This window comes from Umboniibacter marinipuniceus (assembly GCF_003688415.1).
In the GTDB taxonomy this organism is placed as follows: domain Bacteria; phylum Pseudomonadota; class Gammaproteobacteria; order Pseudomonadales; family DSM-25080; genus Umboniibacter; species Umboniibacter marinipuniceus.
Map to the genome: position 1 here is coordinate 37,171 of NZ_REFJ01000001.1, position 26,035 is coordinate 63,205.

27 protein-coding genes are annotated in these 26,035 nt (G+C 49.0%); 7 read left to right on the forward strand and 20 right to left on the reverse strand.

Annotated features, from left to right (window positions below):
- Positions 1 to 3: 3 nt before the first annotated feature.
- Entirely contained in the window at positions 4 to 726 is a 723-nt protein-coding gene (gene trmB, locus DFR27_RS00205) for a tRNA (guanosine(46)-N7)-methyltransferase TrmB (RefSeq protein WP_121875444.1), read from the forward strand.
- Positions 727 to 756: 30 nt separating this feature from the next.
- Here trmB and DFR27_RS00210 read toward each other — a convergent pair whose 3' ends face one another.
- Positions 757 to 2,637 carry an ABC-F family ATP-binding cassette domain-containing protein gene (locus DFR27_RS00210; RefSeq protein WP_121875445.1) on the reverse strand — a complete coding sequence of 627 codons (1,881 nt, stop codon included), beginning with the start codon at positions 2,635 to 2,637 and terminating at the stop codon, positions 757 to 759.
- A gap of 55 nt (positions 2,638 to 2,692) precedes the next feature.
- On the opposite strand from DFR27_RS00210, the gene DFR27_RS00215 reads away from it, so the two are divergent.
- Both DFR27_RS00215 and bamJ read left to right on the forward strand, forming a co-directional pair.
- On the forward strand, positions 2,693 to 3,142 hold the full coding sequence (locus DFR27_RS00215) for a DUF2390 domain-containing protein (protein WP_170150728.1): 450 nt from the start codon (positions 2,693 to 2,695) through the stop codon (positions 3,140 to 3,142).
- A gap of 46 nt (positions 3,143 to 3,188) precedes the next feature.
- A complete protein-coding gene (gene bamJ / locus DFR27_RS00220) occupies positions 3,189 to 3,932 on the forward strand; it encodes a BamJ family beta-barrel-assembly machinery protein (protein ID WP_211327516.1) in 744 nt (247 codons plus the stop codon).
- Positions 3,933 to 4,029: 97 nt separating this feature from the next.
- On the opposite strand, the gene rsd is transcribed toward bamJ, so the two are convergent.
- The 7 genes from rsd to DFR27_RS00255 form a co-directional block, all read right to left on the reverse strand.
- Entirely contained in the window at positions 4,030 to 4,491 is a 462-nt protein-coding gene (rsd, locus tag DFR27_RS00225; RefSeq protein WP_121875447.1) for a sigma D regulator, read from the reverse strand.
- A gap of 62 nt (positions 4,492 to 4,553) precedes the next feature.
- Positions 4,554 to 5,039 carry a disulfide bond formation protein B gene (locus DFR27_RS00230; protein ID WP_121875448.1) on the reverse strand — a complete coding sequence of 162 codons (486 nt, stop codon included), beginning with the start codon at positions 5,037 to 5,039 and terminating at the stop codon, positions 4,554 to 4,556.
- Positions 5,040 to 5,176: 137 nt separating this feature from the next.
- Entirely contained in the window at positions 5,177 to 5,857 is a 681-nt protein-coding gene (gene phoU, locus DFR27_RS00235) for a phosphate signaling complex protein PhoU (RefSeq protein WP_121875449.1), read from the reverse strand.
- An 11-nt stretch (positions 5,858 to 5,868) separates the two neighbouring features.
- Positions 5,869 to 6,666 carry a phosphate ABC transporter ATP-binding protein PstB gene (pstB, locus tag DFR27_RS00240; protein ID WP_121875450.1) on the reverse strand — a complete coding sequence of 266 codons (798 nt, stop codon included), beginning with the start codon at positions 6,664 to 6,666 and terminating at the stop codon, positions 5,869 to 5,871.
- 32 nt (positions 6,667 to 6,698) lie between these two features.
- On the reverse strand, positions 6,699 to 7,967 hold the full coding sequence (gene pstA, locus DFR27_RS00245) for a phosphate ABC transporter permease PstA (RefSeq protein WP_121875451.1): 1,269 nt from the start codon (positions 7,965 to 7,967) through the stop codon (positions 6,699 to 6,701).
- The gene (pstC, locus tag DFR27_RS00250; RefSeq protein WP_121875452.1) at positions 7,960 to 9,375 is read right to left on the reverse strand and encodes a phosphate ABC transporter permease subunit PstC; all 1,416 of its coding nucleotides are present in this window, start codon (positions 9,373 to 9,375) and stop codon (positions 7,960 to 7,962) included. Before pstC ends, pstA begins: the two co-directional genes overlap by 8 nt.
- Positions 9,376 to 9,480: 105 nt before the next feature.
- Positions 9,481 to 10,506, reverse strand: coding sequence for a substrate-binding domain-containing protein (locus DFR27_RS00255; RefSeq protein WP_121875453.1), 1,026 nt, complete (start codon positions 10,504 to 10,506; stop codon positions 9,481 to 9,483).
- A gap of 176 nt (positions 10,507 to 10,682) precedes the next feature.
- Here DFR27_RS00255 and DFR27_RS00260 point away from each other — a divergent pair, with 176 nt between their 5' ends.
- Genes DFR27_RS00260 through DFR27_RS00270 form a run of 3 tightly spaced genes read left to right on the forward strand, consistent with a single transcriptional unit; the run spans position 10,683 to position 12,963 of the window.
- Positions 10,683 to 11,189 carry a TRAP transporter small permease subunit gene (locus DFR27_RS00260; protein WP_121875454.1) on the forward strand — a complete coding sequence of 169 codons (507 nt, stop codon included), beginning with the start codon at positions 10,683 to 10,685 and terminating at the stop codon, positions 11,187 to 11,189.
- Complete coding sequence (locus tag DFR27_RS00265) at positions 11,189 to 12,559, forward strand: TRAP transporter large permease (protein ID WP_121875455.1); 1,371 nt, start codon at positions 11,189 to 11,191, stop codon at positions 12,557 to 12,559. Before DFR27_RS00260 ends, DFR27_RS00265 begins: the two co-directional genes overlap by 1 nt.
- Positions 12,559 to 12,963 carry an acyl-CoA thioesterase gene (locus DFR27_RS00270; protein ID WP_121875456.1) on the forward strand — a complete coding sequence of 135 codons (405 nt, stop codon included), beginning with the start codon at positions 12,559 to 12,561 and terminating at the stop codon, positions 12,961 to 12,963. Before DFR27_RS00265 ends, DFR27_RS00270 begins: the two co-directional genes overlap by 1 nt.
- A 34-nt stretch (positions 12,964 to 12,997) precedes the next feature.
- Here DFR27_RS00270 and DFR27_RS00275 read toward each other — a convergent pair whose 3' ends face one another.
- Positions 12,998 to 14,137, reverse strand: a complete 1,140-nt coding sequence (locus tag DFR27_RS00275) for a TRAP transporter substrate-binding protein (RefSeq protein WP_121875457.1) — start codon at positions 14,135 to 14,137, stop codon at positions 12,998 to 13,000.
- Between the two features lie 8 nt (positions 14,138 to 14,145).
- A complete protein-coding gene (gene uvrD / locus DFR27_RS00280) occupies positions 14,146 to 16,314 on the reverse strand; it encodes a DNA helicase II (RefSeq protein WP_121875458.1) in 2,169 nt (722 codons plus the stop codon).
- Between the two features lie 100 nt (positions 16,315 to 16,414).
- On the opposite strand from uvrD, the gene DFR27_RS00285 reads away from it, so the two are divergent.
- A complete protein-coding gene (locus tag DFR27_RS00285) occupies positions 16,415 to 17,287 on the forward strand; it encodes a MurR/RpiR family transcriptional regulator (protein WP_121875459.1) in 873 nt (290 codons plus the stop codon).
- An 83-nt stretch (positions 17,288 to 17,370) separates the two neighbouring features.
- Here DFR27_RS00285 and DFR27_RS00290 read toward each other — a convergent pair whose 3' ends face one another.
- The 10 genes from DFR27_RS00290 to atpB form a co-directional block, all read right to left on the reverse strand.
- Positions 17,371 to 17,844: a DUF6491 family protein gene (locus tag DFR27_RS00290; RefSeq protein ID WP_121875460.1), complete on the reverse strand. Its 474-nt coding sequence runs from the start codon at positions 17,842 to 17,844 to the stop codon at positions 17,371 to 17,373.
- A gap of 18 nt (positions 17,845 to 17,862) precedes the next feature.
- Positions 17,863 to 19,227 carry a bifunctional UDP-N-acetylglucosamine diphosphorylase/glucosamine-1-phosphate N-acetyltransferase GlmU gene (gene glmU, locus DFR27_RS00295; RefSeq protein WP_121875461.1) on the reverse strand — a complete coding sequence of 455 codons (1,365 nt, stop codon included), beginning with the start codon at positions 19,225 to 19,227 and terminating at the stop codon, positions 17,863 to 17,865.
- A 131-nt stretch (positions 19,228 to 19,358) separates the two neighbouring features.
- On the reverse strand, positions 19,359 to 19,781 hold the full coding sequence (locus DFR27_RS00300) for a F0F1 ATP synthase subunit epsilon (protein ID WP_121875462.1): 423 nt from the start codon (positions 19,779 to 19,781) through the stop codon (positions 19,359 to 19,361).
- A gap of 20 nt (positions 19,782 to 19,801) precedes the next feature.
- The gene (atpD, locus tag DFR27_RS00305) at positions 19,802 to 21,178 is read right to left on the reverse strand and encodes a F0F1 ATP synthase subunit beta (protein WP_121875463.1); all 1,377 of its coding nucleotides are present in this window, start codon (positions 21,176 to 21,178) and stop codon (positions 19,802 to 19,804) included.
- Positions 21,179 to 21,225: 47 nt separating this feature from the next.
- Positions 21,226 to 22,086 carry a F0F1 ATP synthase subunit gamma gene (gene atpG / locus DFR27_RS00310; RefSeq protein WP_121875464.1) on the reverse strand — a complete coding sequence of 287 codons (861 nt, stop codon included), beginning with the start codon at positions 22,084 to 22,086 and terminating at the stop codon, positions 21,226 to 21,228.
- A gap of 50 nt (positions 22,087 to 22,136) precedes the next feature.
- Complete coding sequence (gene atpA / locus DFR27_RS00315; RefSeq protein WP_121875465.1) at positions 22,137 to 23,681, reverse strand: F0F1 ATP synthase subunit alpha; 1,545 nt, start codon at positions 23,679 to 23,681, stop codon at positions 22,137 to 22,139.
- Between the two features lie 25 nt (positions 23,682 to 23,706).
- Positions 23,707 to 24,243, reverse strand: coding sequence for a F0F1 ATP synthase subunit delta (locus DFR27_RS00320; protein WP_121875466.1), 537 nt, complete (start codon positions 24,241 to 24,243; stop codon positions 23,707 to 23,709).
- Between the two features lie 12 nt (positions 24,244 to 24,255).
- Positions 24,256 to 24,726, reverse strand: coding sequence for a F0F1 ATP synthase subunit B (locus tag DFR27_RS00325; RefSeq protein ID WP_121875467.1), 471 nt, complete (start codon positions 24,724 to 24,726; stop codon positions 24,256 to 24,258).
- A 56-nt stretch (positions 24,727 to 24,782) separates the two neighbouring features.
- Positions 24,783 to 25,010 (reverse strand): F0F1 ATP synthase subunit C, encoded by a 228-nt coding sequence (gene atpE / locus DFR27_RS00330; protein WP_121875468.1) that lies wholly within the window; start codon positions 25,008 to 25,010, stop codon positions 24,783 to 24,785.
- A 58-nt stretch (positions 25,011 to 25,068) separates the two neighbouring features.
- Positions 25,069 to 26,004, reverse strand: coding sequence for a F0F1 ATP synthase subunit A (gene atpB, locus DFR27_RS00335; protein WP_121875469.1), 936 nt, complete (start codon positions 26,002 to 26,004; stop codon positions 25,069 to 25,071).
- Positions 26,005 to 26,035 lie beyond the last annotated feature (31 nt).

Sequence of the window (26,035 nt, forward strand, 5' to 3'; positions counted from 1 at the left end):
GTTATGACAGATTCAACGCCTGAAGAAACGCCATTTGAAATTCGTCCGCAGTACAAAAAAAAATCGATTCGCAGTTTTGTTATTCGCGCTGGCCGAATCACTGATGGACAACGTCAAGCCATGGAGCAACAGTGGCCTCATTATGGCCTGAGCCTATATGACGGTCTCTTGGACCTGGCTGAGGTATTTGGCAATGATAACCCGGTGGTGGTTGAGGTAGGGTTCGGCATGGGCGACTCACTACTCGAAATGGCTGAGAAGGACCCGAGCACCAACTTCATTGGTATCGAAGTTCACCCACCAGGCGTGGGCCGACTGATCAACGAAGCGACGCTGCGCGAACTAAGCAATATTCGAGTGTTCTGCGCCGATGCAAACGATGTCCTCGAGGATTGTTTCGCTGACGAGAGTATTAAGCGCCTACAACTCTATTTCCCGGATCCTTGGCACAAGAAGAAGCATAACAAGCGGCGAATTGTCCAAGCCGAGTTTGTTGAGAAGATACGCCAAAAACTGATCCCTGCTGGTCATTTTCATATGGCCACTGACTGGGAGCCGTATGCTGAGCACATGATGGAAACCATGAATGAAGAAAACGGCTTCCAAAACAGCATGCCGGGCAGTGATTTCGCCCCGCGACCAGACTATCGCCCCATTACCAAGTTTGAAAAACGCGGTGAGCGGCTGGGGCACGGGGTCTGGGACCTGATATTCGTAAAGAGCTAGACCGAAGTTAATGAACAGCGGAGGGTGGCGCTATTCAGCCGCCTCAAGCTGCTCAAGAACCTCCAGCCAGCTCGCTTCAACTTCCTCCAACTGAACTCGAAGCTTGCCGCTCTCAGCCGACAATTCCTGGGCTCGCGCCGGTTCTTCAGTGTAAATACTCGGTTCGCCAAGTTGGCCCTCTATTAATGCCAACCGCTGCTCCAGCTGCTCGATTTCCTTTTCTAGCTGTTGCTGTTTCTTTCTTAGTGGCGCCAGCAAGGCCCGCCTATTCGCCGCCTCCTGACGCGCTTGTTTTTTGTCCACCGCGGGGGTGGTGGTTTTGCTGGTTGGCGTAGCATCGAGGTCACGCTGCTTTAACCACCGCGAGTAGTCATTCAGGTCACCATCAAAGGCCGCTACGGCTCCATCGGCAACTAGCCAGTATTCATCCACCGTATTCGCTAACAGGTGGCGATCGTGAGACACCAGTAATACCGCTCCCTCAAAGGTCTGTAACGCCACTGTAAGGGCATGGCGAACCTCGAGATCAAGGTGGTTGGTAGGCTCATCCAGAATCAGCAGGTTGGGTTGTTGCCAAACCACAAGAGCCAGTGCTAATCGTGTTTTCTCGCCGCCTGAAAATGGCTCAATAGCCTCAAAGACTCGGTCTCCCTGAAAATTAAAGCCACCCAAGAACTTACGCACCTCGGCCTCAGGGGCATTCGGGCTCAACATTCTAATATGGTCGAAACAACTTTGTTCCAACTCCAGGGCATCAAGCTGCTGCTGCGCGAAATAACCGACGCGCGTGTGCTCACCGGAAATGATTTCACCGCCCAACTTAGGGAGTTCACCAACCAATGTTTTGATCAGGGTGGACTTACCAGCGCCGTTGACGCCCAACAGACCAATTCGCTGACCAGGTTGGATGGCGAAGCTGAGCTTATTAAACACTGTCGCCGACGGATAGCCTACCGCCACCTCATCTAAGTTCATGAGTGGCGAGGAAATCTTATCGTAACAGGGAATACGGAAATGAAATGGGCTGTCAGCGTGCGCTGGAGCAATATCTTCCATCCGCTGAAGCTCTTTGAGTCGAGACTGTGCCTGGCGAGCTTTGGTGGCCTTGTAACGAAAGCGCGCAACAAAGGATTCAATTTCCTTTTTACGTCGTTGCTGCTTCTCAAAGATCGCCTGCTGCTGAGCCATGCGCTCAGCCTTTTGGCATTCATAGGCGGAATAGTTACCTCGATACGAGGTCAACTGTCGTTGCTCAAGCGCAACAATGTGATTCGCCACAGCGTCAATAAAATCCCTATCGTGAGAGATAAGGATTAAAGTACCCTCATAGGCCTTCAGCCAATCCTGGAGCCAAATAATTGTATCCAAGTCAAGGTGGTTGGTGGGTTCATCTAACAACAATAGGTCGGAGCGACACATCAGCGCTCTGGCAAGATTGAGGCGCATTCGCCAACCGCCAGAATATGAGGTCACGGTTCTCTCACCCACATCATTGGCAAAGCCGAGACCGTGAAGGAGCTTCTCAGCTCTATTTTTAGCGCCATAGCCGTCTATGCGCTCAAGTTCAGCGTGTGCGGTAGCCATTTTTGGGCCATCATCAAGCGCTTCCGCTTGTTGGAGCTGCCCTTCAATGCTCCGCAGTTCAGCGTCACCATCAACCACATAGTCCACGGCAATCGCATCGGTCTCAGGGTGCTCCTGTGCCATATGCGCGATAGTCCAAGCTTTGGGGACGTGGCAGTCACCCTGATCCACCGTTAACTCACCCATCAGCAGTTTAAATAGCGTGGTCTTACCAGCGCCGTTGGCGCCAATCAGTGCTATTTTATGCCCAGTATTTATTCGCAGTGAGGCGTTCTCTAGCAGGCTTTTCTCGCCTCGTTGGAGATTCGCGGCTGTTATTTGTATCATCGGTGCTTACTCGCCCATTTTTAATGTCCGCAGTTTAGCAAATATGAGGTTCGATATGTCGGCTTTAAGCGAAAGTTTCTGGAACTTCTGCCTACGAACTTGGTCAGATAAAGCGTTGTCTGAGCGTTTAATCAATGCGTCGATAACGGAACATGCCGATGTGGTCTTGCTCCTATTTTCAGTCTGGAGCAAGCAGCAGCATCACAGCTTTAACTTAGAAGGCATTCAGCGTATTGAGGAACTAACAGCAACCTACCGACCACTAGTGGAAGCCTATCGCTCACTTCGTCGACAGTCCAAGTCTGTTGTAGTGGATCCACTGTATCAGGCTCAAAAGCACTTAGAGCTTAAAGCCGAACAGTGCTATGCCAATGAACTCTGTGGCTGTATTTCCGCTGATCGCTCTAGCGCACTCAACTTTGAAGCCATCGTACTCACCACACAGGAGCTGGCGCTGGCTAGGCATTTGACGCAAGTCATAGACTCAGAGCGCTTGAAGCCATAGACTCTAGCAATAACCAAAAAATGACCATTCATAAACAGGATTAAACATGAAATTAAAAACACTCGCCGCTGCGGTGGCCATATCTGTAACACTAGTAGGTTGCGGAGAAGAAGAGACTACAACAACTGATGTTGCAATGCAGAGCTCAGCACCGGTGGAAACGCTAGAGCAGCGAGTTTCTTACCTAATGGGCCTTCAGTTCGGTCAGCAGCTATCTGGCGGTGAATTTGAAATTAGCCAAAACGCTCTTGAAGCGGGAATTAACGACGGTCTAAATGGCTTTGAGCAGCGTCTGAGCGAAGAACAAATTACCGCTACGCTTGCCGAGTTCCAAACTATGATGGAAGCTCAGCAGATCGCGGCTCAACAGGAAGCGGAAGCAACCTTAGCTTCACAGTCGGCTGAAAACGAAGCTGCTGGCTTGGCGTTCCTCGAAGAGAACGGCGCCCGCCCAGAAGTCATCACTACTGAAAGTGGTCTTCAGTATGAAGTGCTCGTAGAAGGGACTGGCGCCCAGCCTTCAGCTGACGACACGGTAACCGTTAACTACAAAGGTACTTTCCTTGACGGTAGCGTCTTTGACGATTCTTCACTACACGGTGGCCCGGCTACCTTCGGTCTTGATCAGGTCATTAGTGGCTGGACTGAAGGCGTAGCGCTTATGAAAGTTGGTGCCAAGCACAAGCTATACATTCCTTATAACTTGGCTTACGGTGAGAATGGTTCAATGTCTATCCCACCTAAGTCAACGCTAATCTTTGAAGTTGAATTACTTGAAATTGCTGAGTAATTAAGCTTTTTTGATCATTAAAAAGGCGCCATGGATTACCATTGGCGCCTTTTTTTGCTGCAAATGCAGTTAGCTGTCTAAGGTCTTAGCGGCTAGCTCAGCCTTCAACCATATCGCGATGTGCATTGTGAAGAATCTCAATCATTTGATCTTCCATTTCAAAGCGAGCTTCCAAATGCTCTCCTAAACCAACAACCTTATTTGCTAGCTCATGGAGATTACACTTTTCATTCACAAAGTCATGGAAATCCATGAGATGCTGAGTATTCTGCTCTAACTTGGGAATCAAGACACCGGCAATCTCATCGCTACCATCCTTAAAGTCCTGACCTTCAAGCATTAATTGTTCGTAAACCTCAAAGTGCCCTTTCGATGCATAGTCCACCAAGAGCTGACAAAAGCGCTGGATACTATCCCAAACGGGACGCGGCTGCGCTGGGTGTAGACCCGTTAACTGACAGTATATTTTCACCAACTGCTGTCGCTCTTGGAGCCAACTATCAATGATGGTGCTCACACCACCAAAACGTTCCGCAGCAGTCTGACTTTTAATTAACATATGGTCTTTCCCCTCGTTAAATCCCTTAATTTGAGTTTAGACGAATACACCGGCTATACCACTTATTTCGAGCGACGAATAAGCTGAAAAATAGCGAGTCCCAACAAGCCTAAGAACGCGATCAATGTCCAGGCTGGGATAGATAAGCCAAGCAGACTCCAATGTACGTCGGCACAGCTGCCATCCCCCAATAAAATCATCTCCAAGGCATCGCGCAGCGGAAAAGCATCCACTATGTAATCGAAACTTGGACCGCACAACGGTACTTCATCTTCGGGAAGGCTCTGAATCCAAACATGGCGACCCGCTATGGCAGCGCCGGCACCCGAGGCTAACACGAGCAAGCCTGCATAGACCTTTGTGGCGCCACCATGAACGAAAGCGATCAGCGCAATGACACCAATGCTGATTGTAGCGATACGTTGAGCAACACAAAGCACACAGGGTTCATAGCCAAGGTGATTTTGGAAGTACAGCAGTGCTGTGGCCATCATTGTGATGGTGTATAGCGCCATAAGGAGAAATGTTTTACGGGTACTTAGTATCATAATAAAGACTACGAATGGTTAATTTAGCCTTACATTAAATCCTGAGCTGGCAGAGTACAACCCGTTATTTACCAAGGTGGCGAGATAGAGGGAAATTACTATTATCGGGTGGCCATAGGGCCACCCTTTGAGTTGGATTACTTGAAGCTATGGCGCATATCTTCGCCTTCAACTAAGTAAATTATTTGCTCACAAACGTTGGTGGCGTGATCGCCGATACGCTCAAGACTGCGCAGTGTCCACATAACATTCATTACCCGCTTAATAGAACGCGGATCTTCCATCATGTAGGTCACTAGACTACGTAAAGCGCTGGCGTACTCGTCATCCACTTTTTCGTCCACACGCATCGTCTCACGGGCCTTTTCCGCATCGTAGCGAGCAAAGGCATCAAGCGAGGCATTAATCATCTCACGCACCCGTGTGGCAATGTTTCGACATTCAACATAGCCAATTGGAGAGCTCCCCTCTTCGGCAAGACGAACACCCAGGTCAGCGATCTTTGCCGCCTCGTCTCCCATCCTTTCCAGGTCACGTACAATCCTCGACACCGCTAGTACCATTCGTAGGTCGCTGGCTGCGGGCTGACGTTTCACCAAAATTTTGGTGCAAAGATCTTCCGTTTCTACCTCAAGACGGTTCACTTCAACATCATCTTTAGAAACGGCTAAGCCTAACTCACTATCACCGCTTTCAAAGGCTGCCATCGCTTTGACAAGCTGTTGCTCAACTAAACCACCCATCTCGAGCAGACGGCTACGAATATCTTCCAAATCCTGATTAAAGCGTTGTGAAATATGCCCATCAAGCTTCATCATTTGCCTTCTCCTTAACCGAAACGTCCAGTAATGTAATCTTCTGTTAACTTATGACCGGGCGAAGTAAATACCGTGTTGGTATCATCAACCTCAATCAACTTGCCCAAATGGAAATAGGCGGTGCGATTAGAAATTCTCGCCGCTTGCTGCATGGAATGCGTCACCACTACGATGGTGTAGTTGCTCGACAACTCTGCAATGAGCTCTTCGATACGCGCCGTTGCAATAGGGTCCAATGCCGAGCACGGCTCATCCATGAGGATAACCTCTGGATTCACCGCAATGGTTCGAGCAATACATAAACGCTGCTGCTGACCGCCCGAGAGCCCTATTCCGGGCGTATGCAACCGGTCCTTCACTTCGTTCCAAAGTCCCGCTTTCTGGAGGCTGCTTTCAACCATTTCATCAAGCTCAATACGATTGCGCGCAAGACCATGAATCTTTGGGCCATAGGCCACATTCTCATAAATAGACTTAGGAAACGGGTTTGGCTTTTGGAATACCATGCCAACTCGAGCTCTAAGCTCCACTGGGTCTACTTTGGCGCCATAGATATCTTGCCCTTCCAAGAGCATTTTCCCTGAAACACGACAGGTATCGATGGTGTCGTTCATCCGGTTGATGGTGCGCAAGAACGTTGACTTACCGCAACCTGAGGGGCCAATAAAGGCAATTACTTCATTCTTACCTATGTCTAAGCTCACATCGAAAATGGCTTGCTTGTCGCCATAGAATACGCTCACACCGTCGGCGGTAATTTTAGGGTCTGCACTATTTGGTGACCCAACTGTTACATACTTATCTGACATCAAAATATTTCCAATCTATTAATCTAAAACTTTTACCAGCGCTTTTCGAGGCGCTTACGCAGCCATACCGCAAAGGCGTTCATGACCATCAAGAACATCAGTAGGACAAGAATTGCCCCTGAGGTCTTTTCCATATACCCGCGCTCTGGTGCATCAGACCAAAGGAAAATCTGTACCGGCAGTACCGCAGACGGATCAGTGATTGTTGAAGGCACGTCAACAATAAAGGCAACCATACCAATCATCATTAGCGGTGCTGTTTCACCGAGCGCTTGCGCTAAACCAATGATGGTTCCGGTCAAGATACCAGGCATCGCCAATGGCACCACGTGATGGAAGACCACCTGTGTCTTGGAGGCGCCCAAGCCCAGAGCCGCATCGCGAATAGAGGGCGGTACCGACTTAATCGCTGCACGTGCCGCGATAATAATTGTTGGCAATGTCATTAAACTTAATACTAGACCACCCACAAGCGGTGCCGAGCGCGGCATGCCGAACCATTGAAGAAAAACCGCTAAGCCAAGCAGGCCGAAGGTGATTGATGGCACAGCAGCCAAATTGTTGATGTTCACCTCAACGAATTGAGTGAAGCGGTTCTTTGGCGCAAACTCCTCAAGGTATACCGCGGTCGCAACCGCAATGGGAAAGGATACGCAGAAGGTTACTAACAGTGTTAGCAAGGACCCTATCAGCGCCCCTCTAATGCCCGCTTCCTCAGGGTTTCTCGAGGCGCCATTCTGGAAGAAGATGCGGTTAAACACGGAGCGCATGCTGTCTTGCTCAATGAGCGCTTCGGTCCAAGCTATCTGCTTTTCGTTGAGTCGTGTGCCCACCGATTCCTCGCGGAAGTACTTGTACCACATATCCACATCAGAACTGGCGCGAAGCCATACTGAATGGGTGCCATTCAACCACTCTGGGTTAGCTTCAAGCTGCTCGGCCAACTGCCACTGAGAACTTTCCGACACCAGCGCATAGAGCGCGCGCTTATCTGCTCGGCGCGTTACGTCAGGATACATATCCCGCAAGCTTGATTTGATCACCCCATTCCAATTAGCGCCACGAAGCGCTTCAGTGGTGAGCTCATCAACACCTAGTAGTTGCTGATCGAAGCTTACTTCAATGCGAACCTCGGTTTGAATGAAGGCCTTGTAACCCTTCAAAAATACGTCACTCAGTAGGATCACCAGCGCGCTGACAGCGAAGAGAATCGCCAGCATTCCAAGGCGCTTAAAACGACGCTCGCGGCGATGGCGCTTTTTCAGTGACTGCCTTACCCGATCTAAATTTGAATTAGTCATATTGCTCTCGATATTTATTTACTACGTGCAGCGCAATCATATTAAGGATTAAGGTCACCACGAACAGCACCAAGCCAAGTGCGAAGGCTGCGAGTGTCTTCGGACTATCAAATTCCTGATCTCCCACCAACAGGGTGGCGATTTGTACCGTAACGGTGGTCACCGACTCAAACGGGTTGGCGGTCATCTTTGCTGACAGGCCAGCTGCCATCACCACAATCATGGTTTCACCAATCGCTCGTGATATTGCCAACATGATGCCACCAACAACGCCTGGCAGCGCGGCTGGGAGTGTGACTTTAGTAATTGTCTCACTTCGGGTAGCTCCGAGCCCTAGCGACCCATCGCGAAGCGACGTCGGCACCGCTCGAATCACGTCATCGGCCATTGAGGAGATAAACGGAATCAACATGATCCCCATAACCGCGCCGGCTGCCAATGCACTTTCTGAACTAATCTCGAACGGCGTATCCATCAAACCCATTGAAATCAACTTTTCGGAAAGCCATTCCACAAAGTTTCGTACATTTGGCGCAACCGTCAGCGCTGCAAAAAAGCCGTAGACTACCGTTGGAATACCGGCTAACACTTCGAGTACCGGCTTGAGAATGTTGCGCACGCGTGTCGTCGCATATTCCGACAAAAAGATGGCTGAGTAGAGACCCACTGGAAGGGCTACGGTCATCGCGATCGCCGCAATTAATAGCGTTCCGGCAAACAATGGAACAGCACCAAAACTACCCGATGAGGCGGTCTGATCGGCTCGTAGCGCTACCTGAGGGCTCCAATGCGTTCCGAAGAGGAATTCCATTGGCGATACCATCTGGAAGAAGCGCATCGATTCAAAGATTACCGACAGCAAAATTCCCAAAGTGGTTAGGATAGCAATTAGGCTACTTAGAAATAGAAAGCCGCGAATCCACTTTTCAACCGAGACCCGAGCATGAAGCTTACTTGAGAACTTCACCACTGAGAATAACAGGCCCGCCACGCCAATCAGCGCAACCGCTCCAAACAGCGCGCTATTAGCCGCTCCAGCTAGATAGACATAAGTCTCCGCAGCGGGAACTAATTCAACTGCTAGGGATTCCGAGATAACCCCTTCTTGAACGTGATTTTTGATCATTGAAAAGATCAGTGACGGATCAGAATTAACACCTGTTAGGTACGATGTCGGAATATCTGCTACCACAATGGAGCGAATAACACTCTGCTCTAGCAGCACCCAAATCAGCACCAAGAATAGCGCAGGAACAACCGTCCATAACACCGCCCAAAGGCCGTAGTAATGCGGTAGGGCAGGAAGTCGGCTGGATCCTACCGACTTCTTCTTGGCTCGTCCTGTGGCGGTAAACCACGAGAATAAGCCAAGCCCGACAATTAAAAATAAAATCACACTTGGAGACATAGTTAACTCAATCAACCGATATATTTACGGGTCAGTCTATAACAAGCACAACCCACCTGCGCTGAGCGCAGGTGGGTTGTGCCAACTTCATTATAAAAGCGAGTATTAGATCGCTTCCAGATTACGAACCGCGGTGCCAACTTGAGCACGCTCTTCTTCTGGCATTGGGATTAAACCGCGATCAGTTAGGTAACCATCGTCACCCCAAGCCGCTTCGCTGGTGAATTCAGAGAGGAACTCTTCAATCCCAGGAACAACATTGACATGAGCAGCCTTCACATAAAAGAACAACGCGCGAGAGATTGGGTAGCTACCATCTGAAATCGCCTCGAATTCAGGTGCGATACCATCGATCATTGCACCGTGAACCACATCAGCATTTGACTCAAGGAAGCTGTAGCCAAACACGCCCAAACTATTCGGGTTAGCCGCTAATTTCTGTACGATTAGGTTATCGTTTTCGCCTGCTTCAACATAGGCTCCGTCTTCACGAATACCATGACAAACAGCCTTAAAGCGGTTTTTATCTTCAGACTTGATCGCTGCAATCCAATCAAAAGACTTACAGCCTGACTCCATAGCTAACTCAGCGAAAGCATCACGCGTACCCGATGATGGCGGAGGGCCTAACACTTCAATACGAACCGCTGGCAGTGAACTATTTACCTGGTCCCAAGTACGGTATGGGTTTTCTACCAGAGTCTCACTACCATCAGGGTTTGGTACCAACTTTCCTAGCGCCAAGAAAATTTCACGTGGCGTTAGGTCGAATTGCTGAGCGGCTACTGAGTTAGCCATGACAATGCCATCGTAGCCAACTTTAACTTCAACGATTTCGTTAACGCCGTTGCTAGCACACAACTCAATTTCTGATGACTTGATACGACGAGATGCGTTGGTCATATCCGGTGTACCTACGCCTACGCCACCACAGAATAACTGCATTCCGCCACCGGTACCCGTAGACTCAACAGTGGGTGTGCGAAATTGCGTTGCCTTACCGAAGCGCTCCGCTACGACGGTAGTAAACGGATAAACAGTCGATGAGCCAACAATTTCGATATGCTCACGCGCCGACACTTGTGCTGCGCTAGCAATAAGACCGATGGCCAATAGTGCTTTAAGTTTCATAATTTTGCTCCTAGGCAATTTTTCAACTGTGGCCAGTCTACGAAGTCTTTATGACAACTGTGTTACAAAACAGATTATTTGTAATATTCGAGTAAAAATACCCTTTCAAGCTACTCAGAGCGCTTAACACGAGTGCTGCATCAGGTATAATCGAAGAAAACAATAAGAGACACACCGTGCATACCTCTCGGATTAATCATCTCATCGCAAAGATTGGCCAATGGGCGAGCCTGCTTATTTTAGCAATGGCGCTCATCACTACTCTCATTGTGCTGCTTAGGTTCGGCTTTGACTGGAGTGCCATCGCCGTTCAGGAATCAGTTATGTATTTGCATGCGTTTGCGCTGATGCTTGTTATTCCTTGGGCGCTGCAAACCGAAGACCACGTCAGAGTGGACATTTTCTACCGTCGAATGCGCCCCCAATCGCAACGCTGGGTCAATATCGTTGGCGCCATAGTCTGCCTGTTGCCATTTTGCGTTTATAGCACCGTCTCATCACTGCCGTTTGTTATGGACTCCTGGTTAATACTTGAAGATTCTCCTCAAGCAAATGGCATACCCGCTCTATTTATTTTAAAAAGTATTATTCCGGTGAGCTTCGCACTCCTTGCAGTTCAAGGTTTGGCACTACTAGTTACCAATATTAAAGCGCTGCTAGCGGCAGTCGAGGAGCTCAACTAATGGAGTGGATTGCCGTACTTATGTTTGTAGTGCTTTGTTTTGCACTCATTTCAGGTTATCCCGTGGCATTGACTCTGGCGGGTGTATCCCTTGCGTTTGCCGCCGGCGGTATCCTCGGCGGAGTTTTCGACCAACAGCTGTTAGGTGCCTATGTAAACCGGGTATTCGGCACCATTACCAATAGCACACTGATGGCAGTGCCCCTTTTTGTTCTAATGGGCGTGTTACTCGAGCGCTCAAAGATTGCAGAGAAACTGCTGGAGACGCTAGGCAATATGTGGGGGCATGTTCCAGGAGGGCTAGCGTTGGCGGTGATAGCCGTGGGCGCGCTGATGGCTGCTAGTACTGGTATTGTGGGTGCAACGGTGGTGACAATGGGGCTGATCTCCCTACCAACCATGTTAAAGATGGGCTACAAGCCATCGTTAGCTACCGGAGTGATCGCCTCTACCGGTACCCTTGGACAGATTATCCCTCCCTCCATTGCCCTTGTCTTACTGGGAGATGTCCTCTCTAACGCCTATCAACAGGCTCAGCTTCGCCAAGGCATTTACAACCCAGAGACACTATCGGTTGGCGATCTATTCATTGGCGCCATTATTCCAGGCCTATTACTTGTTGCTATTTACATGTTGTACGTTGGGTTTTATGCACTCATTAAGCCGCAGCACACACCACGTTTAACGGTCAAACAAAAAACATCTAAGGCGGCACTCTTCAAGCACCTCCTGCCACCCATTTTGCTTATCGTCCTAGTACTTGGGTCTATTTTAAGTGGCGCAGCCACGCCTACTGAGGCGGCGGGTGTTGGTGCAGTCGGCGCTATTTTTCTCGCCTACTTGAACGGCGTGCTCAGCATTGAGCTACTCAAGGACGCATCGCAACAGGCGGCAAAGATTACCGCTATGGTCTTTTTGATCTTATTGGGTGCTTCGATGTTCTCTTTAGTATTCAGGGGCTTTGGCGGCGAGGAGCTCATTGCAGACTTTCTTCATAGCCTCCCGGGCGGGGTAATGGGCGCTACATTAATGGTCATGTTGGTCGTCTTTCTAATGGGCTTTGTACTCGATTTTATCGAGATCTGTTTTGTCGTCATCCCGCTCGTTGGTCCGGTTTTACTTGGCATGGGTGTGGATCCGCTGTGGCTAGGGATTGCCTTAGCAATCAACCTACAGACCAGCTTTTTAACACCACCTTTTGGTTTTGCCCTATTCTATTTAAGAGGGGTAACGCCCGAGAATATCCCAACAAAAGAAATCTATCGCGGCGTAATGCCCTTTATTGCACTCCAACTTTTGGTCTTATGCCTCCTGGCACTGATCCCTGAAATTGCTACTTTTTTACCTAATTACTTAAAAGGTGAGGCCTGATGAACCAAGAAAGCAACTTAGACGATGAGCTAAAGCCCACGGGTGAACTCTGTCTGCGTTTAACGGCGTTGAGTAAAGATACCAACGGATATGGTGATATTTATGGTGGCTGGCTAATGCAACAAATGGACTTAGCTGGCAGCGTTTTGGCCGAGGAAACCGCAGAAGGGCGAGTGGTGACGGCAGCCGTTCAAGCTATCAACTTCCTTCGTCCCGTGCCGCTTGGATCAAACGTTTCGTGCTACTGCGATATTGTCGCTATCGGCCATGCATCGGTGGAAATTAACGTGGAAGCATGGGTAACGTCAAAGGGAAAGAGCCCATTCCAGCAAAAGGTTGCCGACGGTCGATTCTATTTTGTTGCCGTTAATGATCAGGGGAGAACCCGTAGAATCCCCCGCTAATCATTGCAACCCTCTGACCTACGCCGCGCAGCGTTTATTGCGACTCTGCTTCACGTCGTTGTTGGTAATAAGCCTCTTCTGAGATCGCATGGTAGCGCTGCACACTCTGCTGAAAGTTCCGATAACTCTCCCAGACTCGGGCAAACTCGGCATCGGTTGCCGCGGTTTCTTCGTAGAGTGTTTGGGCAATCTGATAGAGATGGTTGAACACTGGGGTAGGCATGCGACGTAACTTCACACCATGGACCTCAACCAACTCTTTCAAGGCGGCGTTGTTACTGGCGGTATATTCATCAAGCATGTCTTGATTGATAGCTCGTGCTGCCCCTTCAACAATATGACGAAGATCGGACGGAAGCGTTGCCAACGCATCCGCATTAACAATAAACTCAAGTGAGGCCCCAGGCTCATGGAAGCCTGGATAGTAGTAATACTCAGCCACTTCATGAAAACCAAAAGCTAAATCATTGTATGGGCCAACCCATTCAGTGGCATCAATCACCCCAGTCTTAAGCGCCGTATAAAGCTCTCCACCTGGAATATTTACGGTGGTACCGCCAGCGCGATTAAGTACTTCGCCACCCAGACCAGGAATACGCATTTTCAAACCACTCAAGTCTGCGACGCTGTTTATTTCCCGATTATACCAACCGCCCATCTGAACACCGGTATTACCACCCGCAAAGGGAACAAGGTTGAAGGGCTCATAGAGGTCGCGCCACATTGCTAAGCCGCCGCCATGATGCAGCCAACCATTATACTCCTGAGCATTCATTCCAAACGGGATAGAGGTAAAAAACTGCGCCGCTGGCACCTTACCCTTCCAGTAGTAGGCCGCTCCATGTCCCATCTCGGCGGAACCTGCAGATACCGCGTCAAAGACTTCAAGCGCCCCTACGATTTCACCGGCGCCGTAGACAGTGATGTTCATTCGCCCACCAGACATCTCTCGTACTAACTCAGCAAAGTTTTCTGGGGCGGTACCTAGACCGGGAAATCCCTTTGGCCAGGTCGTTACCAAGCGCCAATTAAAAGTCTGCTCTCGATCGGCAGCGATATCTTGTGAGCTAGTCCGATTAACCTGATTGAAGGCCGCAAGATAGAACACTAAAACAAGTAATCCAAGAAGAACAACGATAACTAAGGATTGAATTGAAGCTCTTTTATCAGTCATTTTTTTGCCTATAACACCTGTAAATTAGCGTGTGCAAGCATCAGCCATTTCGCACCCACTTGATCAAAATTAACCTGCACTCGGGCGCGCGCGCCAGCGCCTTCTACAGCAAGGACAACACCGTCACCAAAGGTGGGGTGAACCACAAATTGCCCAAGTGTTATGCCGCTCTGGGGCTCCACATCTTGTCGTAAGCGCGGTGGCGTAGCCGGTTTCTGGAATAGAGGAGTAGAAACTGTCGCCTTCAGGCGAACGTGGTGAAGCAGCTCATCAGGCACTTCGCGAATAAAGCGACTCATCACGGTGTAGTTCTCGTTACCATAGAGGCGGCGCATTTCAGCCCAACACAGCACCAATCGCTCCATTGCTCGGGTCATCCCCACATAGGCTAAGCGACGCTCCTCTTCAATTCCTCGACCTTCATCGAGCGACATTTTATGGGGAAATAATCCCTCCTCCATCCCCGCGATAAATACCAAGGGGAACTCTAAGCCTTTGGCGGAGTGCAGCGTCATTAGCTGCACTGCATCTTCGTCTTCACTGGCCTGACGGTCGCCAGCGTCCAATGATGCCGAGGCTAGGAACTGACTTAATGCCGGGCTTTCGTCTTCGTCCTCTGGAGTAAAGTTCTTAGTTGCAGTAATAAGTTCCTTCAGGTTTTCTACGCGCGCTTGCCCCTTTTCGCCGCGCTCCTTTTGATGAAACTCAATCAGCCCAGCCTGATGCAAAACCTGTTCACAAAGCTCAAATAGCGGCAGCTCCGCATCACCAACCGACGCTTCGTCAACTAAATCTAAGAACGACTGTACTAGATTACTGGCTCGCGTTGGCAGTAACTTGCGCTCAACCATCAAACCTGCGGCCTCCCAGAAGCTGCAACCTTCTTCTCTGGCGGTCAAACGTATCTTCTCGATGGTCTTCTCGCCGATTCCTCGGGTTGGGATATTGATCACTCGCTCGAACGCCTGATCGTCATCACGGCTCTGAATGAGTCGAAGGTAGGCAAGCGCGTTTTTAATCTCAAGTCGCTCGTAAAAGCGCTGCCCACCATAAATACGGTAGGGTGTGCCGGAGCGTAAGAGCGCCTCTTCTAGTGTTCTTGATTGGGCATTGGATCGGTAGAGTATCGCCGCTTCGGCAAGTTTTCTGCCCGAGTTACGCCAATCTCGAAGTTGGTCGCTGATGTAGCTAGCCTCATCCTGCTCGTTGTAAGCGGCAAACACCGTGATATCGTCGCCGGCATCGCCATCCGTCCAAAGTGATTTCCCTAACCGATCGCCGTTGTTCTCAATAACAGCGTTCGCTCCCTTCAAAATAGTGCTCGTAGAACGGTAATTTTGTTCCAACCGTATGGTTTCTACCGGAGCAAAATCTCGGTCGAATTGTCGAATATTTTCAATTTTCGCCCCGCGCCAACCATAGATGGATTGGTCATCATCGCCCACGGCGACAATAGGCGTTGTATTTCCTGCTAGGACTCGAAGCCATGCGTACTGAATGGTATTCGTATCTTGAAACTCATCCACCAATATTGTTTGGAAACGCTGTTGATAATGACTGAGTAGTTCGGGCTTATTCAGCCACAGTTCGTGCGCACGCAATAATAACTCACCAAAATCTACCAACGAGCTCCGCTGACAAACATCCTCATAAGCCAGATAAATCTTTTGCTGAGTACGAGAGATAGGGTCACGGGCGTCTAGGTGAGCGGCGCGACGCCCTTCGTCTTTTTGGCCGTTAATGAACCATGCCATCTGTTTGGGTGGGAATTGTGCTTCATCTATCCCCTGCTCTTTCAAAATCCGTTTAAGTAAACGCACTTGATCATCACTATCAATCACCTGAAAGTTCTGTTTTAGACCAGCCTCAAGCCAGTGATGTTTAAGCAAGCGATGAGCAATCCCATGAAAGGTACCAATCCACATACCCCGCTCTGACGGCCCTACCAGTTCTTCAACGCGGCCGCGCATTTCTTTAGCAGCCTTATTGGTGAAGGTAACCGCAAGAATGCCATAGGGGGAGACGCCTTCAACCTGAAGTAACCACGCAATTCGATGGACCAACACCCGCGTTTTGCCGGAGCCAGCACCCGCCAATACCAACATATTATGCATCGAGGCGGAAACCGCCTGGCGTTGCGCGTCATTTAGTTTGTCGAGTAGTTGTGAAACGTCCATACTGTATCCAAAGCGGGCTTACTTTTATTATTGGGTTATTCAGTTTACCATCACCTACAGTAGAACGAGACCTCTCTTATTGGTTTTTTTAAGGATATTAATGGCTACCAGCTTTACGCAACACATTTCTGACAATCTAGACAACCTTCGTCGCTCGGAGCGCAAGGTTGCTGACTATGTTTTGGCGAATGCAACATCAGTTATTCAGATGCGCATTGTAGACTTATCCACTGAGGCTGAAGTTTCCGAACCCACGGTTGTCAGATTCTGTCGAGCCATAGGCTGCGACGGCTTTCAAGACTTCAAGCTGAAGTTAGCTCAGCAGCTCGCCTCTAGCCCAACCATCGGCCAAATTGCCGTAACCGATAGTGACTCATCGTCGGCATATACCACCAAGGTGTTTGACACATCTATCGATGTACTCATTAAGGTTCGAGACCAGGTTAATGCGTCAGTCATTGACGAAGCAGTGAAACTAATCTTCAATGCGAGGCGGGTTGATTTCTTCGGTTTTGGCGGCTCTGCGCCGGTTGCTGCCGATGCTCAGCACCGCCTGTTACGTCTTGGTCTCGCCACGCACACCTACAGCGATCCACATATCCAAACCATGGCGGCAATGAGCCTTCGCAGTAATGACGTAGTCATTGCAATATCACAAAGTGGACGTACCAAAGCGTTATTGGACAGCCTGCGCGAAGTTAAACGTCGTGGTGCAAAAATTATCTCATTATCACCCAGCGACACACCGGTACTAAGCCAAGGTGATGTGCAAATCAAGATTGATGTTAACGATCACTTCGATGTGTACTCGCCATTGTCGTCGCGAATTGCTCACCTGGTAATTATTGATGCCATTGCGGCTGGGGTTGCTCAGCATATGGGTGACAACGGCAAGACGCATATTGCTAAGCTCAAGCAAAGTTTACGTGGCCATCGTATCAACTACCATGAGCCCACTATTCCTAGTAATTAACAACTTTGAGCAGCCTATTCGTAGCGAATAAAAAAGCGTCCAATGGACGCTTTTTTTTGTGAGCATACTTCCAAAAGGAAAGACTATTCAGCTTCTGATTCAGGCTCTTGCCAGTCGCGAATGTAATCACGAGCCGCGTTCGCTGCTTCTCGATCTTCTAACGCAAACATAGCTTGGATCTGATAAGGCGCCGCTAGCGTGTCACCAACAACATTTACCCGATCAAAACCAGGTCGAATAATGCTACTCGTGTTATCAATGGTGATAGCTTGAGCAAAACGGAGTTCGGATGACTGCCTCTGTAAGACCACTAGGTATCGCGTTGAGGGGCCCATGGTAAGAATAAATGAACGTCTGTCTATGGCTGCCCAGCCACTGATATTCATTGCGTTGACCCGCTCCAAAGGTTCCAGTCCTGGGACTTTATATCGATCAGGTAGCGATTGGTACATGCTTTCGACACGCCCCACATCGTCCTCGGCGGCGCCAACCTGATTAGTGCTACTGCACGCTGTTATCATCATCATCGATATGAGTACAAGGAAGTACTTCTTCATGGCTTCAACTCCTAGACTTTAATTCCGCTTTTTGGGGGGAACCCATCCAGCAACGTTCTTCTGCTTTGACCTTGAAATGGCCAAAGAGTTCTCGTCTACAGTTTTAGTAATAACCGAGGCTGCACCAACAAAGCTTCCTTTGCCCACAGTAATTGGGGCAACAAGCGTGCTATTTGAGCCGATGAAAACATCGTCAGCCAAAACGGTTTGATGCTTGTTAATGCCGTCGTAATTACAGGTAATGGTGCCAGCGCCAACATTTACACCGCTGCCGAGCACCGCATCTCCTATGTAGGATAGATGATTCACTTTGCTTCCGTTACCTATTTCAGCTTTCTTAGTTTCCACAAAGTTACCAATCTTGGCGCCATGTCCAAGCTGTGTGCCTGGGCGAAGGCGAGCATAAGGACCCACATCATTCGTTCCTGCTAGCGAGCTATCTTCAATACTGGTGAAGGCTTTAATCATCGCCCCATCCCCGATGGTGACGTTCTTCAAATGGCAGTTCGGTCCGATAACAACACCGTTACCAATGGTGACTTCGCCTTCAATCACGCAGTTCACGTCAATAAAGCAATCTTTACCATGACGAAGAGTGCCGCGAACATCAATGCGCTCCGGATCCGCGAGCGAAAGCCCTGCTGCGAGTAACGTTGAGGCATAGCCACGCTGATAGGCGCGTTCAAGCTCTGCCTGTTGGATACGGTTATTTACCCCCATCACTTCGTGTAGCGACTGGGCGGCTTGGGTAGCAATCTCCACACCTTCATTGACCGCCGTGGCGACAACATCGGTAAGATAGTACTCACCTTGAGCATTATTATTTGATAGTGACGACAACCAGCGTTTGAGCTTACCGCCATTAATTGCCATCACGCCGGTGTTGACTTCACCAATCAGTAACTGCTCTGGTGTACTATCCTTTTGTTCTATAATCCCTTCAACTTTACCACTCACATTTCGTACAATACGCCCGTAACCGGTAGGGTCATCTAACTTCAGGGTTAACAAACCGAATCCGGTTGATTCAGCGCGCTTGACCAAATCAATTAAGGTTTGAGTTTTAATCAGCGGCACATCACCCATCAAGATCAAGGTGGTGGCATCATCGCGTAAGAACGGTGCCGCTTGCATCACAGCATGCCCGGTTCCCAGCTGCGCGGTCTGCTCCGCCCAGTTGACCTTTCGATCACCGAAGGCTGCCCGCACGGTTTCAGCACCATGGCCAATCACCACTGTGGTAGAAGCGTCAGCCATATCAACTACCGCATCCAGCACATGTGCAAGCATGGGTTTGCCGGCAATGGGGTGGAGAACTTTAGGAAGGTCAGAGTACATTCTTGTTCCCTTCCCAGCGGCGAGTACAACGATATCGAGAGGCATAGCGATAAATCCTTTATTCGTAATTTCAAACAGAGTTGTGACTAGGATATTATAGTTTTTAGTTTATTGCACTAATACAAAAAAAGGGCAGCTAAGCTACCCTTCTTTATAGAGATCTTGAAGATCAGTGTTTAGCGTTTCATGCGTCGAATTTGTTCGATTGTGCGCAATTGCGCCGCTGCATTCGCTAAGCGGCTAGCCGCTAAATGATAATCAACACCAGATGCTGTTCCGGACATCTCTTCACGAGCCAGATCACGGGCTTTTTCCGCTTCTGATTCGTCAAGATCTGCTGCACGAGTCGCTACGTCAGCGAGGACGGTTACGGTATTAGGCTGAACTTCTAGGAAGCCACCTGTCAGGAAGAAAACTTCCTCCTCACCGCCCTGCTTAACAACACGAACCGGACCGGGTTTCAGGCTGGTAAGTAATGGAGCGTGACCATAAGTCACCCCCAAATCACCAACTTCACCCGTAGCAACTAGCAATTCCACCAGTCCAGAGAAGATTCCTTCACCCGAGCTGACGATGTCGAGGTGGATTGTCATTGCCATGTTCCAGCCCTCCGATCGGCTTATGCTTTAGCTGCTTTCTCAACAGCTTCGTCAATTGAACCAACCATGTAGAAAGAACCTTCTGGAAGGTGATCGAAATCGCCATCTAGAATGCCCTTAAAGCCACGGATTGTTTCTTTAAGCGGAACATATTTGCCTGGTGAACCAGTAAATACTTCTGCAACGAAGAACGGCTGAGAGAGATACTTCTCAATCTTACGTGCACGGGCTACAACCAACTTGTCTTCTTCAGACAGCTCGTCCATACCAAGAATCGCAATAATGTCTTTCAACTCTTTATAACGCTGAAGAGTTTGCTGAACACCGCGAGCAACTTCATAGTGCTCGTTACCAACGATCTGTGGATCAAGCTGACGCGAAGTTGAGTCCAAAGGATCAACCGCTGGGTAGATACCCAGAGACGCAATGTTACGGCTAAGTACTACCGTTGCATCCAAGTGCGAGAAGGTTGTTGCTGGCGATGGATCCGTCAAGTCATCTGCAGGTACGTATACCGCCTGTACAGACGTAATAGAGCCTGTCTTCGTTGACGTAATACGTTCCTGAAGAACACCCATCTCCTCAGCTAGCGTAGGCTGGTAACCTACCGCTGATGGCATACGACCCAATAGTGCTGATACTTCGGTTCCCGCTAGGGTGTAACGGTAGATGTTGTCAACGAACAACAGTACGTCACGACCTTCGTCACGGAACTTCTCAGCCATGGTCAAACCAGTTAGTGCAACACGTAGACGGTTACCTGGTGGCTCGTTCATCTGACCGTAAACCAACGATACTTTGTCGATAACGTTAGATTCAGTCATCTCGTGGTAGAAATCGTTACCTTCACGAGTACGCTCACCAACACCAGCGAATACAGAGTAACCACTGTGCTCAGCTGCGATGTTACGGATAAGCTCCATCATGTTAACGGTCTTACCAACACCAGCACCACCGAATAGACCAACTTTACCACCCTTAGCGAATGGGCAAACCAAGTCAATTACCTTGATACCGGTTTCCAATAGCTCAGCAGAAGAAGACTGATCAGCATAAGAAGGTGCGTCACGGTGAATTGCCCAACGCTCCTCTTCGCCAATAGGTCCTTTCTCATCGATTGGATTACCTAAAACATCCATAATACGACCAAGTGTGGCCGAACCAACAGGTACCGATACCGGCTCACCTGTGTTTGTAACTACTAGTCCGCGACGCAAACCTTCTGACGATCCCATGGCAATACCACGTACAACACCGTCACCAAGCTGCTGCTGAACTTCAATTGTTAGTTGAGTTTCTTCGACTAACAATGCGTCGTAGACCTTCGGTACGGAATCACGCGGGAATTCCACGTCGATCACGGCACCGATAATCTGAACGATACGTCCGCTGCTCATTATCCGTTTCCTCTTATCAAAACCTGAATTCTTAATGCTGCTGCAGATTAAACCGCAGCCGCTCCACCAACAATTTCTGAAAGCTCTTGGGTAATCGAAGCCTGACGGGCTTTGTTATACACCAGCTGCAAATCATCAATTAATCCACCGGCGTTGTCGGTTGCGTTCTTCATAGCTAACATACGAGATGCCTGCTCACACGCTTTGTTTTCGACAACACTCTGGTAAACCTGAGACTCAACGTAGCGAATCAATAGGCCATCAAGCAACGAACGTGCGTCTGGCTCATAAAGATAATCCCAGTGGTGCGCCATTTGATCCGATTCTTGCTTCTGAAGCGGAACTAACTGCGCAACGTAAGGCTGCTGCGTCATTGTGTTGATGAAACGGTTAGAAACTATAAATAGACGGTCAATTTTCTCGTCTTTGTAAGCATCTAACATCACCTTAACACTACCAACTAAGTTGGCCGCGTCTGGCTCATCACCCAGGTCGCGTACGGAGGCAACAGTATTGCCACCAACGCTTTTAAAGAACGCCTGTGCTTTCGCGCCAACTACACAGATATCTACTTCGACTTCTTGGCTAGACCAAGATTGCATCGATTTGATCGCCTGTTTGAATGCGTTAGCGTTTAAGCCACCACATAAACCGCGATCCGAAGATACCACAATGTAACCGACACGCTTCACTTCACGTTCATGCATATAAACATGTTTATATTCGGGGTTTGCATTGGCCAAGTGACCAATTACAGCTCGAATACGCTCTGCGTAGGGCTTGCTTCGTTCCATTAAGTCTTGCGACTTACGCATCTTACTCGCAGCAACTTTTTCCATTGCGCTCGTAATTTTTTGCGTACTTTGGATACTAGCAATTTTACCACGAATCTCTTTCGCGCCTGCCATGTCGTTACCTTGCTCCTTAATCAGGGATAGAGGCTTACGCCCCTATCACATTACCAGGTTTGGGTAGCCTTAAACTTCTCGATCGCCGCGTTAAACTGCGCTTCGATCTCGCCGTTGTAATCACCCTTCTGGTTGATCTGAGCCATTAGCTCGCCATGCTCAGTACCCATGTACGATAGAAGTGCTGCTTCGAAAGCCAATACCTTGTTTACAGGTACGTCTTTCAAGTAGCCTTTATCGGCCGCAAATAGCGATACAGCCATATCTGCAATTGACATTGGAGAGTACTGGTTTTGCTTCATTAGCTCAGTAACTCGCTCACCGTGCTCAAGCTGCGCGCGTGTCGCCTCATCGAGGTCAGACGCGAACTGAGAGAACGCTGCAAGTTCGTTGTACTGTGCTAGAGCGGTACGGATACCACCAGACAGCTTCTTAACAATCTTGGTCTGTGCTGCACCACCCACTCGAGATACCGAGATACCTGGGTTAATTGCAGGACGAATACCTGAGTTAAACAAGCTTGTCTCAAGGAAGATCTGACCATCGGTAATCGAAATCACGTTGGTTGGTACGAACGCCGAAACGTCACCACCCTGTGTTTCAATAATCGGTAGTGCTGTCAGTGATCCCGTTTGACCCTTAACTTCACCATTGGTGAGCTGCTCTACGTAGTCAGCGTTTACACGAGCTGCACGCTCAAGTAGACGTGAGTGAAGGTAGAATACGTCACCAGGGTAGGCTTCACGACCAGGTGGGCGCTTCAATAGCAATGAAATCTGACGGTAGGCCCAAGCCTGCTTAGTCAAATCATCATATACAATCAGAGCATCTTCACCGCGATCACGGAAGTACTCACCCATCGCACAACCAGCGTATGGCGCAAGATACTGCATTGCTGCAGGATCCGCAGCACCCGCTGCTACGATGATAGTGTGGTCCATAGCGCCGTGCTCTTCTAGCTTACGAACTACCGCAGCAATCGAAGACTGCTTCTGGCCAATCGCAACGTAGATACACTTAACGCCGGTTCCTTTTTGGTTAATGATCGCATCGATAGCTACCGCTGATTTACCAATCTGACGGTCACCAATGATAAGCTCACGCTGACCACGACCAATTGGAACCATGGCATCAACAGCTTTCAAACCTGTCTGTAGAGGTTGATCTACTGGCTCTCGTGCAATAACGCCCGGAGCAACTTTTTCAACAGGTGATGTCTGTTTAGCATCGATTGGACCTTTGCCGTCGATAGCATTACCTAGCGTGTCAACAACACGACCAAGCAACTCGGTACCAACAGGCACTTCTAAAATACGGCGAGTACAAAGAGCTCGCTGGCCTTCGGCCAAGCTCATTGCACTACCTAGGATTACTGCACCAACGGAGTCACGCTCCAAGTTAAGTGCCATACCGTAGATACCGCCTTCAAATTCAATCATCTCACCGTACATCACGTCCTGTAGACCGTGAATACGTACGATACCGTCAGATACCGAGACAATTGTGCCCTCGTTTTGGGCTTCTGTTGCAACATCAAGACTATCGATGCGCTTCTTAATAATTTCGCTGATCTCAGATGGATTCAGTTGCTGCATGCTCTTTCCCTCAGTCCTAAACGCTTCAGGAGTTCATCGCTTCGGCGAGCTTAGCTAAACGCCCACGCACGGAACCGTCAATAATGGTATCGCCAGCTCTAATAACAACACCGCCGATCAAAGATTGATCAACTTCAGATGTTACTCGAACCTGGCGGTCTAAATTCGTTGCCAACGCACTTTCAAGCTTAGCGGTGATGTCATCAGTTAACTCAAAAGCTGACTTAACATTAACATCTACTGCACGCTCGATATTCGCCTTCATCACTGCAAATAGCGCAGCAATTTCAGGTAGCAAACCAAGACGCTTATTGGCGGCAAGTGTCGAAACGAAATTCTGACCTTTGTCGCTGAGCTCACTATCTAATAGCTCGATAAACTGCTTGGCAATTTGATCACTCGGAAGTGATGGCGAGCTGAAGAGCTTCACCACCACATCTTCTTGAGCAACCGCGGCCGCTTGGTTAAGCATGGCTTCCCAACCAGCCAAATCACCCTGTTCCTGCGCAAACTCGAAAGCGGCGCGGGCGTATGGGCGTGCTAGGGTACTTAGTTCTGCCATGTTGTCCCTCGCTTACAGCTCACCAGCCAATTTGTTGACAAGCTCGTTATGAGCCTTGGCGTCAATTGAAGACCCAAGAACTGCTTCGGCACCTTGCATGACTAGAGTAGCCACTTGAGCGCGTAGCTCTTCACGTGCACGATTCACTTCCTGCTCTACTTCTGCTGCCGCTGCTGCCTTAAGGCGAGCACCTTCAGCTAGTGCGTTTTCCTTCGCCTCATCGAGGATCTGGTTAGCGCGCTTGTTCGCAGAGTCGATAATTGTTTGCGCTTCCTGCTTAGCAGCACGCAACTTCTTACCAGCTTCTTCTTTTGCCAACTCCAAATCACGCTCGGCGCGATCTGCAGCTTCAAGGCCATTGGCAATTTTTTCAGAACGCTCTTTCATCGCCTGCATAATCGGCGGCCATACGTATTTAAATACGAACGCCACAAAGATGAAGAAAGTAATCGTCTGACCGATAATTGTATAATTGATATTCACAGGGCCACCCCATTTCTCATTAAATTGGTGACAGATTTACTCATTGCTAACAAAGATTAAATCTGAACCGCGAACATCAAGTACATAGCAAGACCTACACCGATCATTGGTACCGCATCAAGCAGACCAGCGATAAGGAACATCTTACCCTGTAGCATTGGTGTCATTTCTGGCTGACGCGCAGCACCTTCAAGTAGCTTGCCGCCCAAGATACCAAAACCGATTGCGGTACCTAGTGCACCCAAACCGATCATTAGTGCTGCTGCAATGTATAGAAGACCCATAAAAAAACTCCCGTAGAGTGTTAAGCGTGTTTATTACGCTAGGTTGTCGTTAAAAAAATTAGTGTTCTTCGTTGTCGTGCGCCATCGCGAGGTAAACCACGGCCAATACCGTGAATACAAACGCTTGAAGCACAATAACTAGGATGTGGAAAACCGCCCACGCCCACTGCAATACGCCGGCAAAGATACCCATAAATAGGCCTGCACCAAACATAATAGCAATAAGAATAAAGATCATTTCACCTGCATAGAGGTTACCGAACAAACGCAAGCCCAAAGAAATAGGCTTTGCTATTAAGTTCACTAGCTCGAGTACTAGGTTTACTGGGATCATCAAGATATGGTTGAACGGATGCAGGCCCAATTCCTTAGCAAAGCCAAGAATGCCCTTCTCCTTGATACTGTAGTAAATCACCATAGCGAATACTGCCAGTGCCATACCAAGTGTTACGTTTGGATCTGTTGTTGGAACTACCTTGAAGAAGGTATGTTCACCACCGATAGCCATAGCTAAGCCAGGCAACCAGTCAACAGGAACCAAGTCCATTGTGTTCATCAACAATATCCAGAAAAACACCGTTAATGCCATTGGAGCAATCCAAGGATTGCGATAATGGAAGGTATCTTTCACGGTTGAGTCAATAAACTCTACACACATCTCTACGAAGTTAACAAAGCCCGTGGGTACACCCGTGGTTGCTTTCTTAGCAACGCTTCGAAATGCGAAAATGAACAACAATCCCAACACCCAAGACCAAGCCATTGAATCGACATGAATGGCATTAAAGCCCATGTCTTTGGCCTCTTGCGCGCTATGCGCCATCGTCCAGGTAGGCTCAGTAATCACCGTGCCATCAGCGCGAACATAAGGCTCGACACCGTCAACACAACTTACTGAGGTTTCCTCACATGCACCCGGCTCTAACAAACCGTAGGTCATATTTTGCAAGTGGTGTTGTATATACTCTTGCGGAGTTTGGTTTTCACCAGCCATGTTGTACTCTCTCACACCGTTATTTACCTAT

Coding starts and splice junctions, on each gene's coding strand:
- trmB (WP_121875444.1), top strand. CDS start 4: ATGACAGATTCAACGCCTGAAGAAACGCCATTTGAAATTCGTCCGCAG.
- DFR27_RS00210 (WP_121875445.1), bottom strand. CDS start 2,637: ATGATACAAATAACAGCCGCGAATCTCCAACGAGGCGAGAAAAGCCTG.
- DFR27_RS00215 (WP_170150728.1), top strand. CDS start 2,693: ATGTCGGCTTTAAGCGAAAGTTTCTGGAACTTCTGCCTACGAACTTGG.
- bamJ (WP_211327516.1), top strand. CDS start 3,189: ATGAAATTAAAAACACTCGCCGCTGCGGTGGCCATATCTGTAACACTA.
- rsd (WP_121875447.1), bottom strand. CDS start 4,491: ATGTTAATTAAAAGTCAGACTGCTGCGGAACGTTTTGGTGGTGTGAGC.
- DFR27_RS00230 (WP_121875448.1), bottom strand. CDS start 5,039: ATGATACTAAGTACCCGTAAAACATTTCTCCTTATGGCGCTATACACC.
- phoU (WP_121875449.1), bottom strand. CDS start 5,857: ATGATGAAGCTTGATGGGCATATTTCACAACGCTTTAATCAGGATTTG.
- pstB (WP_121875450.1), bottom strand. CDS start 6,666: ATGTCAGATAAGTATGTAACAGTTGGGTCACCAAATAGTGCAGACCCT.
- pstA (WP_121875451.1), bottom strand. CDS start 7,967: ATGACTAATTCAAATTTAGATCGGGTAAGGCAGTCACTGAAAAAGCGC.
- pstC (WP_121875452.1), bottom strand. CDS start 9,375: ATGTCTCCAAGTGTGATTTTATTTTTAATTGTCGGGCTTGGCTTATTC.
- DFR27_RS00255 (WP_121875453.1), bottom strand. CDS start 10,506: ATGAAACTTAAAGCACTATTGGCCATCGGTCTTATTGCTAGCGCAGCA.
- DFR27_RS00265 (WP_121875455.1), top strand. CDS start 11,189: ATGGAGTGGATTGCCGTACTTATGTTTGTAGTGCTTTGTTTTGCACTC.
- DFR27_RS00270 (WP_121875456.1), top strand. CDS start 12,559: ATGAACCAAGAAAGCAACTTAGACGATGAGCTAAAGCCCACGGGTGAA.
- DFR27_RS00275 (WP_121875457.1), bottom strand. CDS start 14,137: ATGACTGATAAAAGAGCTTCAATTCAATCCTTAGTTATCGTTGTTCTT.
- uvrD (WP_121875458.1), bottom strand. CDS start 16,314: ATGGACGTTTCACAACTACTCGACAAACTAAATGACGCGCAACGCCAG.
- DFR27_RS00285 (WP_121875459.1), top strand. CDS start 16,415: ATGGCTACCAGCTTTACGCAACACATTTCTGACAATCTAGACAACCTT.
- DFR27_RS00290 (WP_121875460.1), bottom strand. CDS start 17,844: ATGAAGAAGTACTTCCTTGTACTCATATCGATGATGATGATAACAGCG.
- glmU (WP_121875461.1), bottom strand. CDS start 19,227: ATGCCTCTCGATATCGTTGTACTCGCCGCTGGGAAGGGAACAAGAATG.
- DFR27_RS00300 (WP_121875462.1), bottom strand. CDS start 19,781: ATGGCAATGACAATCCACCTCGACATCGTCAGCTCGGGTGAAGGAATC.
- atpD (WP_121875463.1), bottom strand. CDS start 21,178: ATGAGCAGCGGACGTATCGTTCAGATTATCGGTGCCGTGATCGACGTG.
- atpG (WP_121875464.1), bottom strand. CDS start 22,086: ATGGCAGGCGCGAAAGAGATTCGTGGTAAAATTGCTAGTATCCAAAGT.
- atpA (WP_121875465.1), bottom strand. CDS start 23,681: ATGCAGCAACTGAATCCATCTGAGATCAGCGAAATTATTAAGAAGCGC.
- DFR27_RS00320 (WP_121875466.1), bottom strand. CDS start 24,243: ATGGCAGAACTAAGTACCCTAGCACGCCCATACGCCCGCGCCGCTTTC.
- atpE (WP_121875468.1), bottom strand. CDS start 25,010: ATGGGTCTTCTATACATTGCAGCAGCACTAATGATCGGTTTGGGTGCA.
- atpB (WP_121875469.1), bottom strand. CDS start 26,004: ATGGCTGGTGAAAACCAAACTCCGCAAGAGTATATACAACACCACTTG.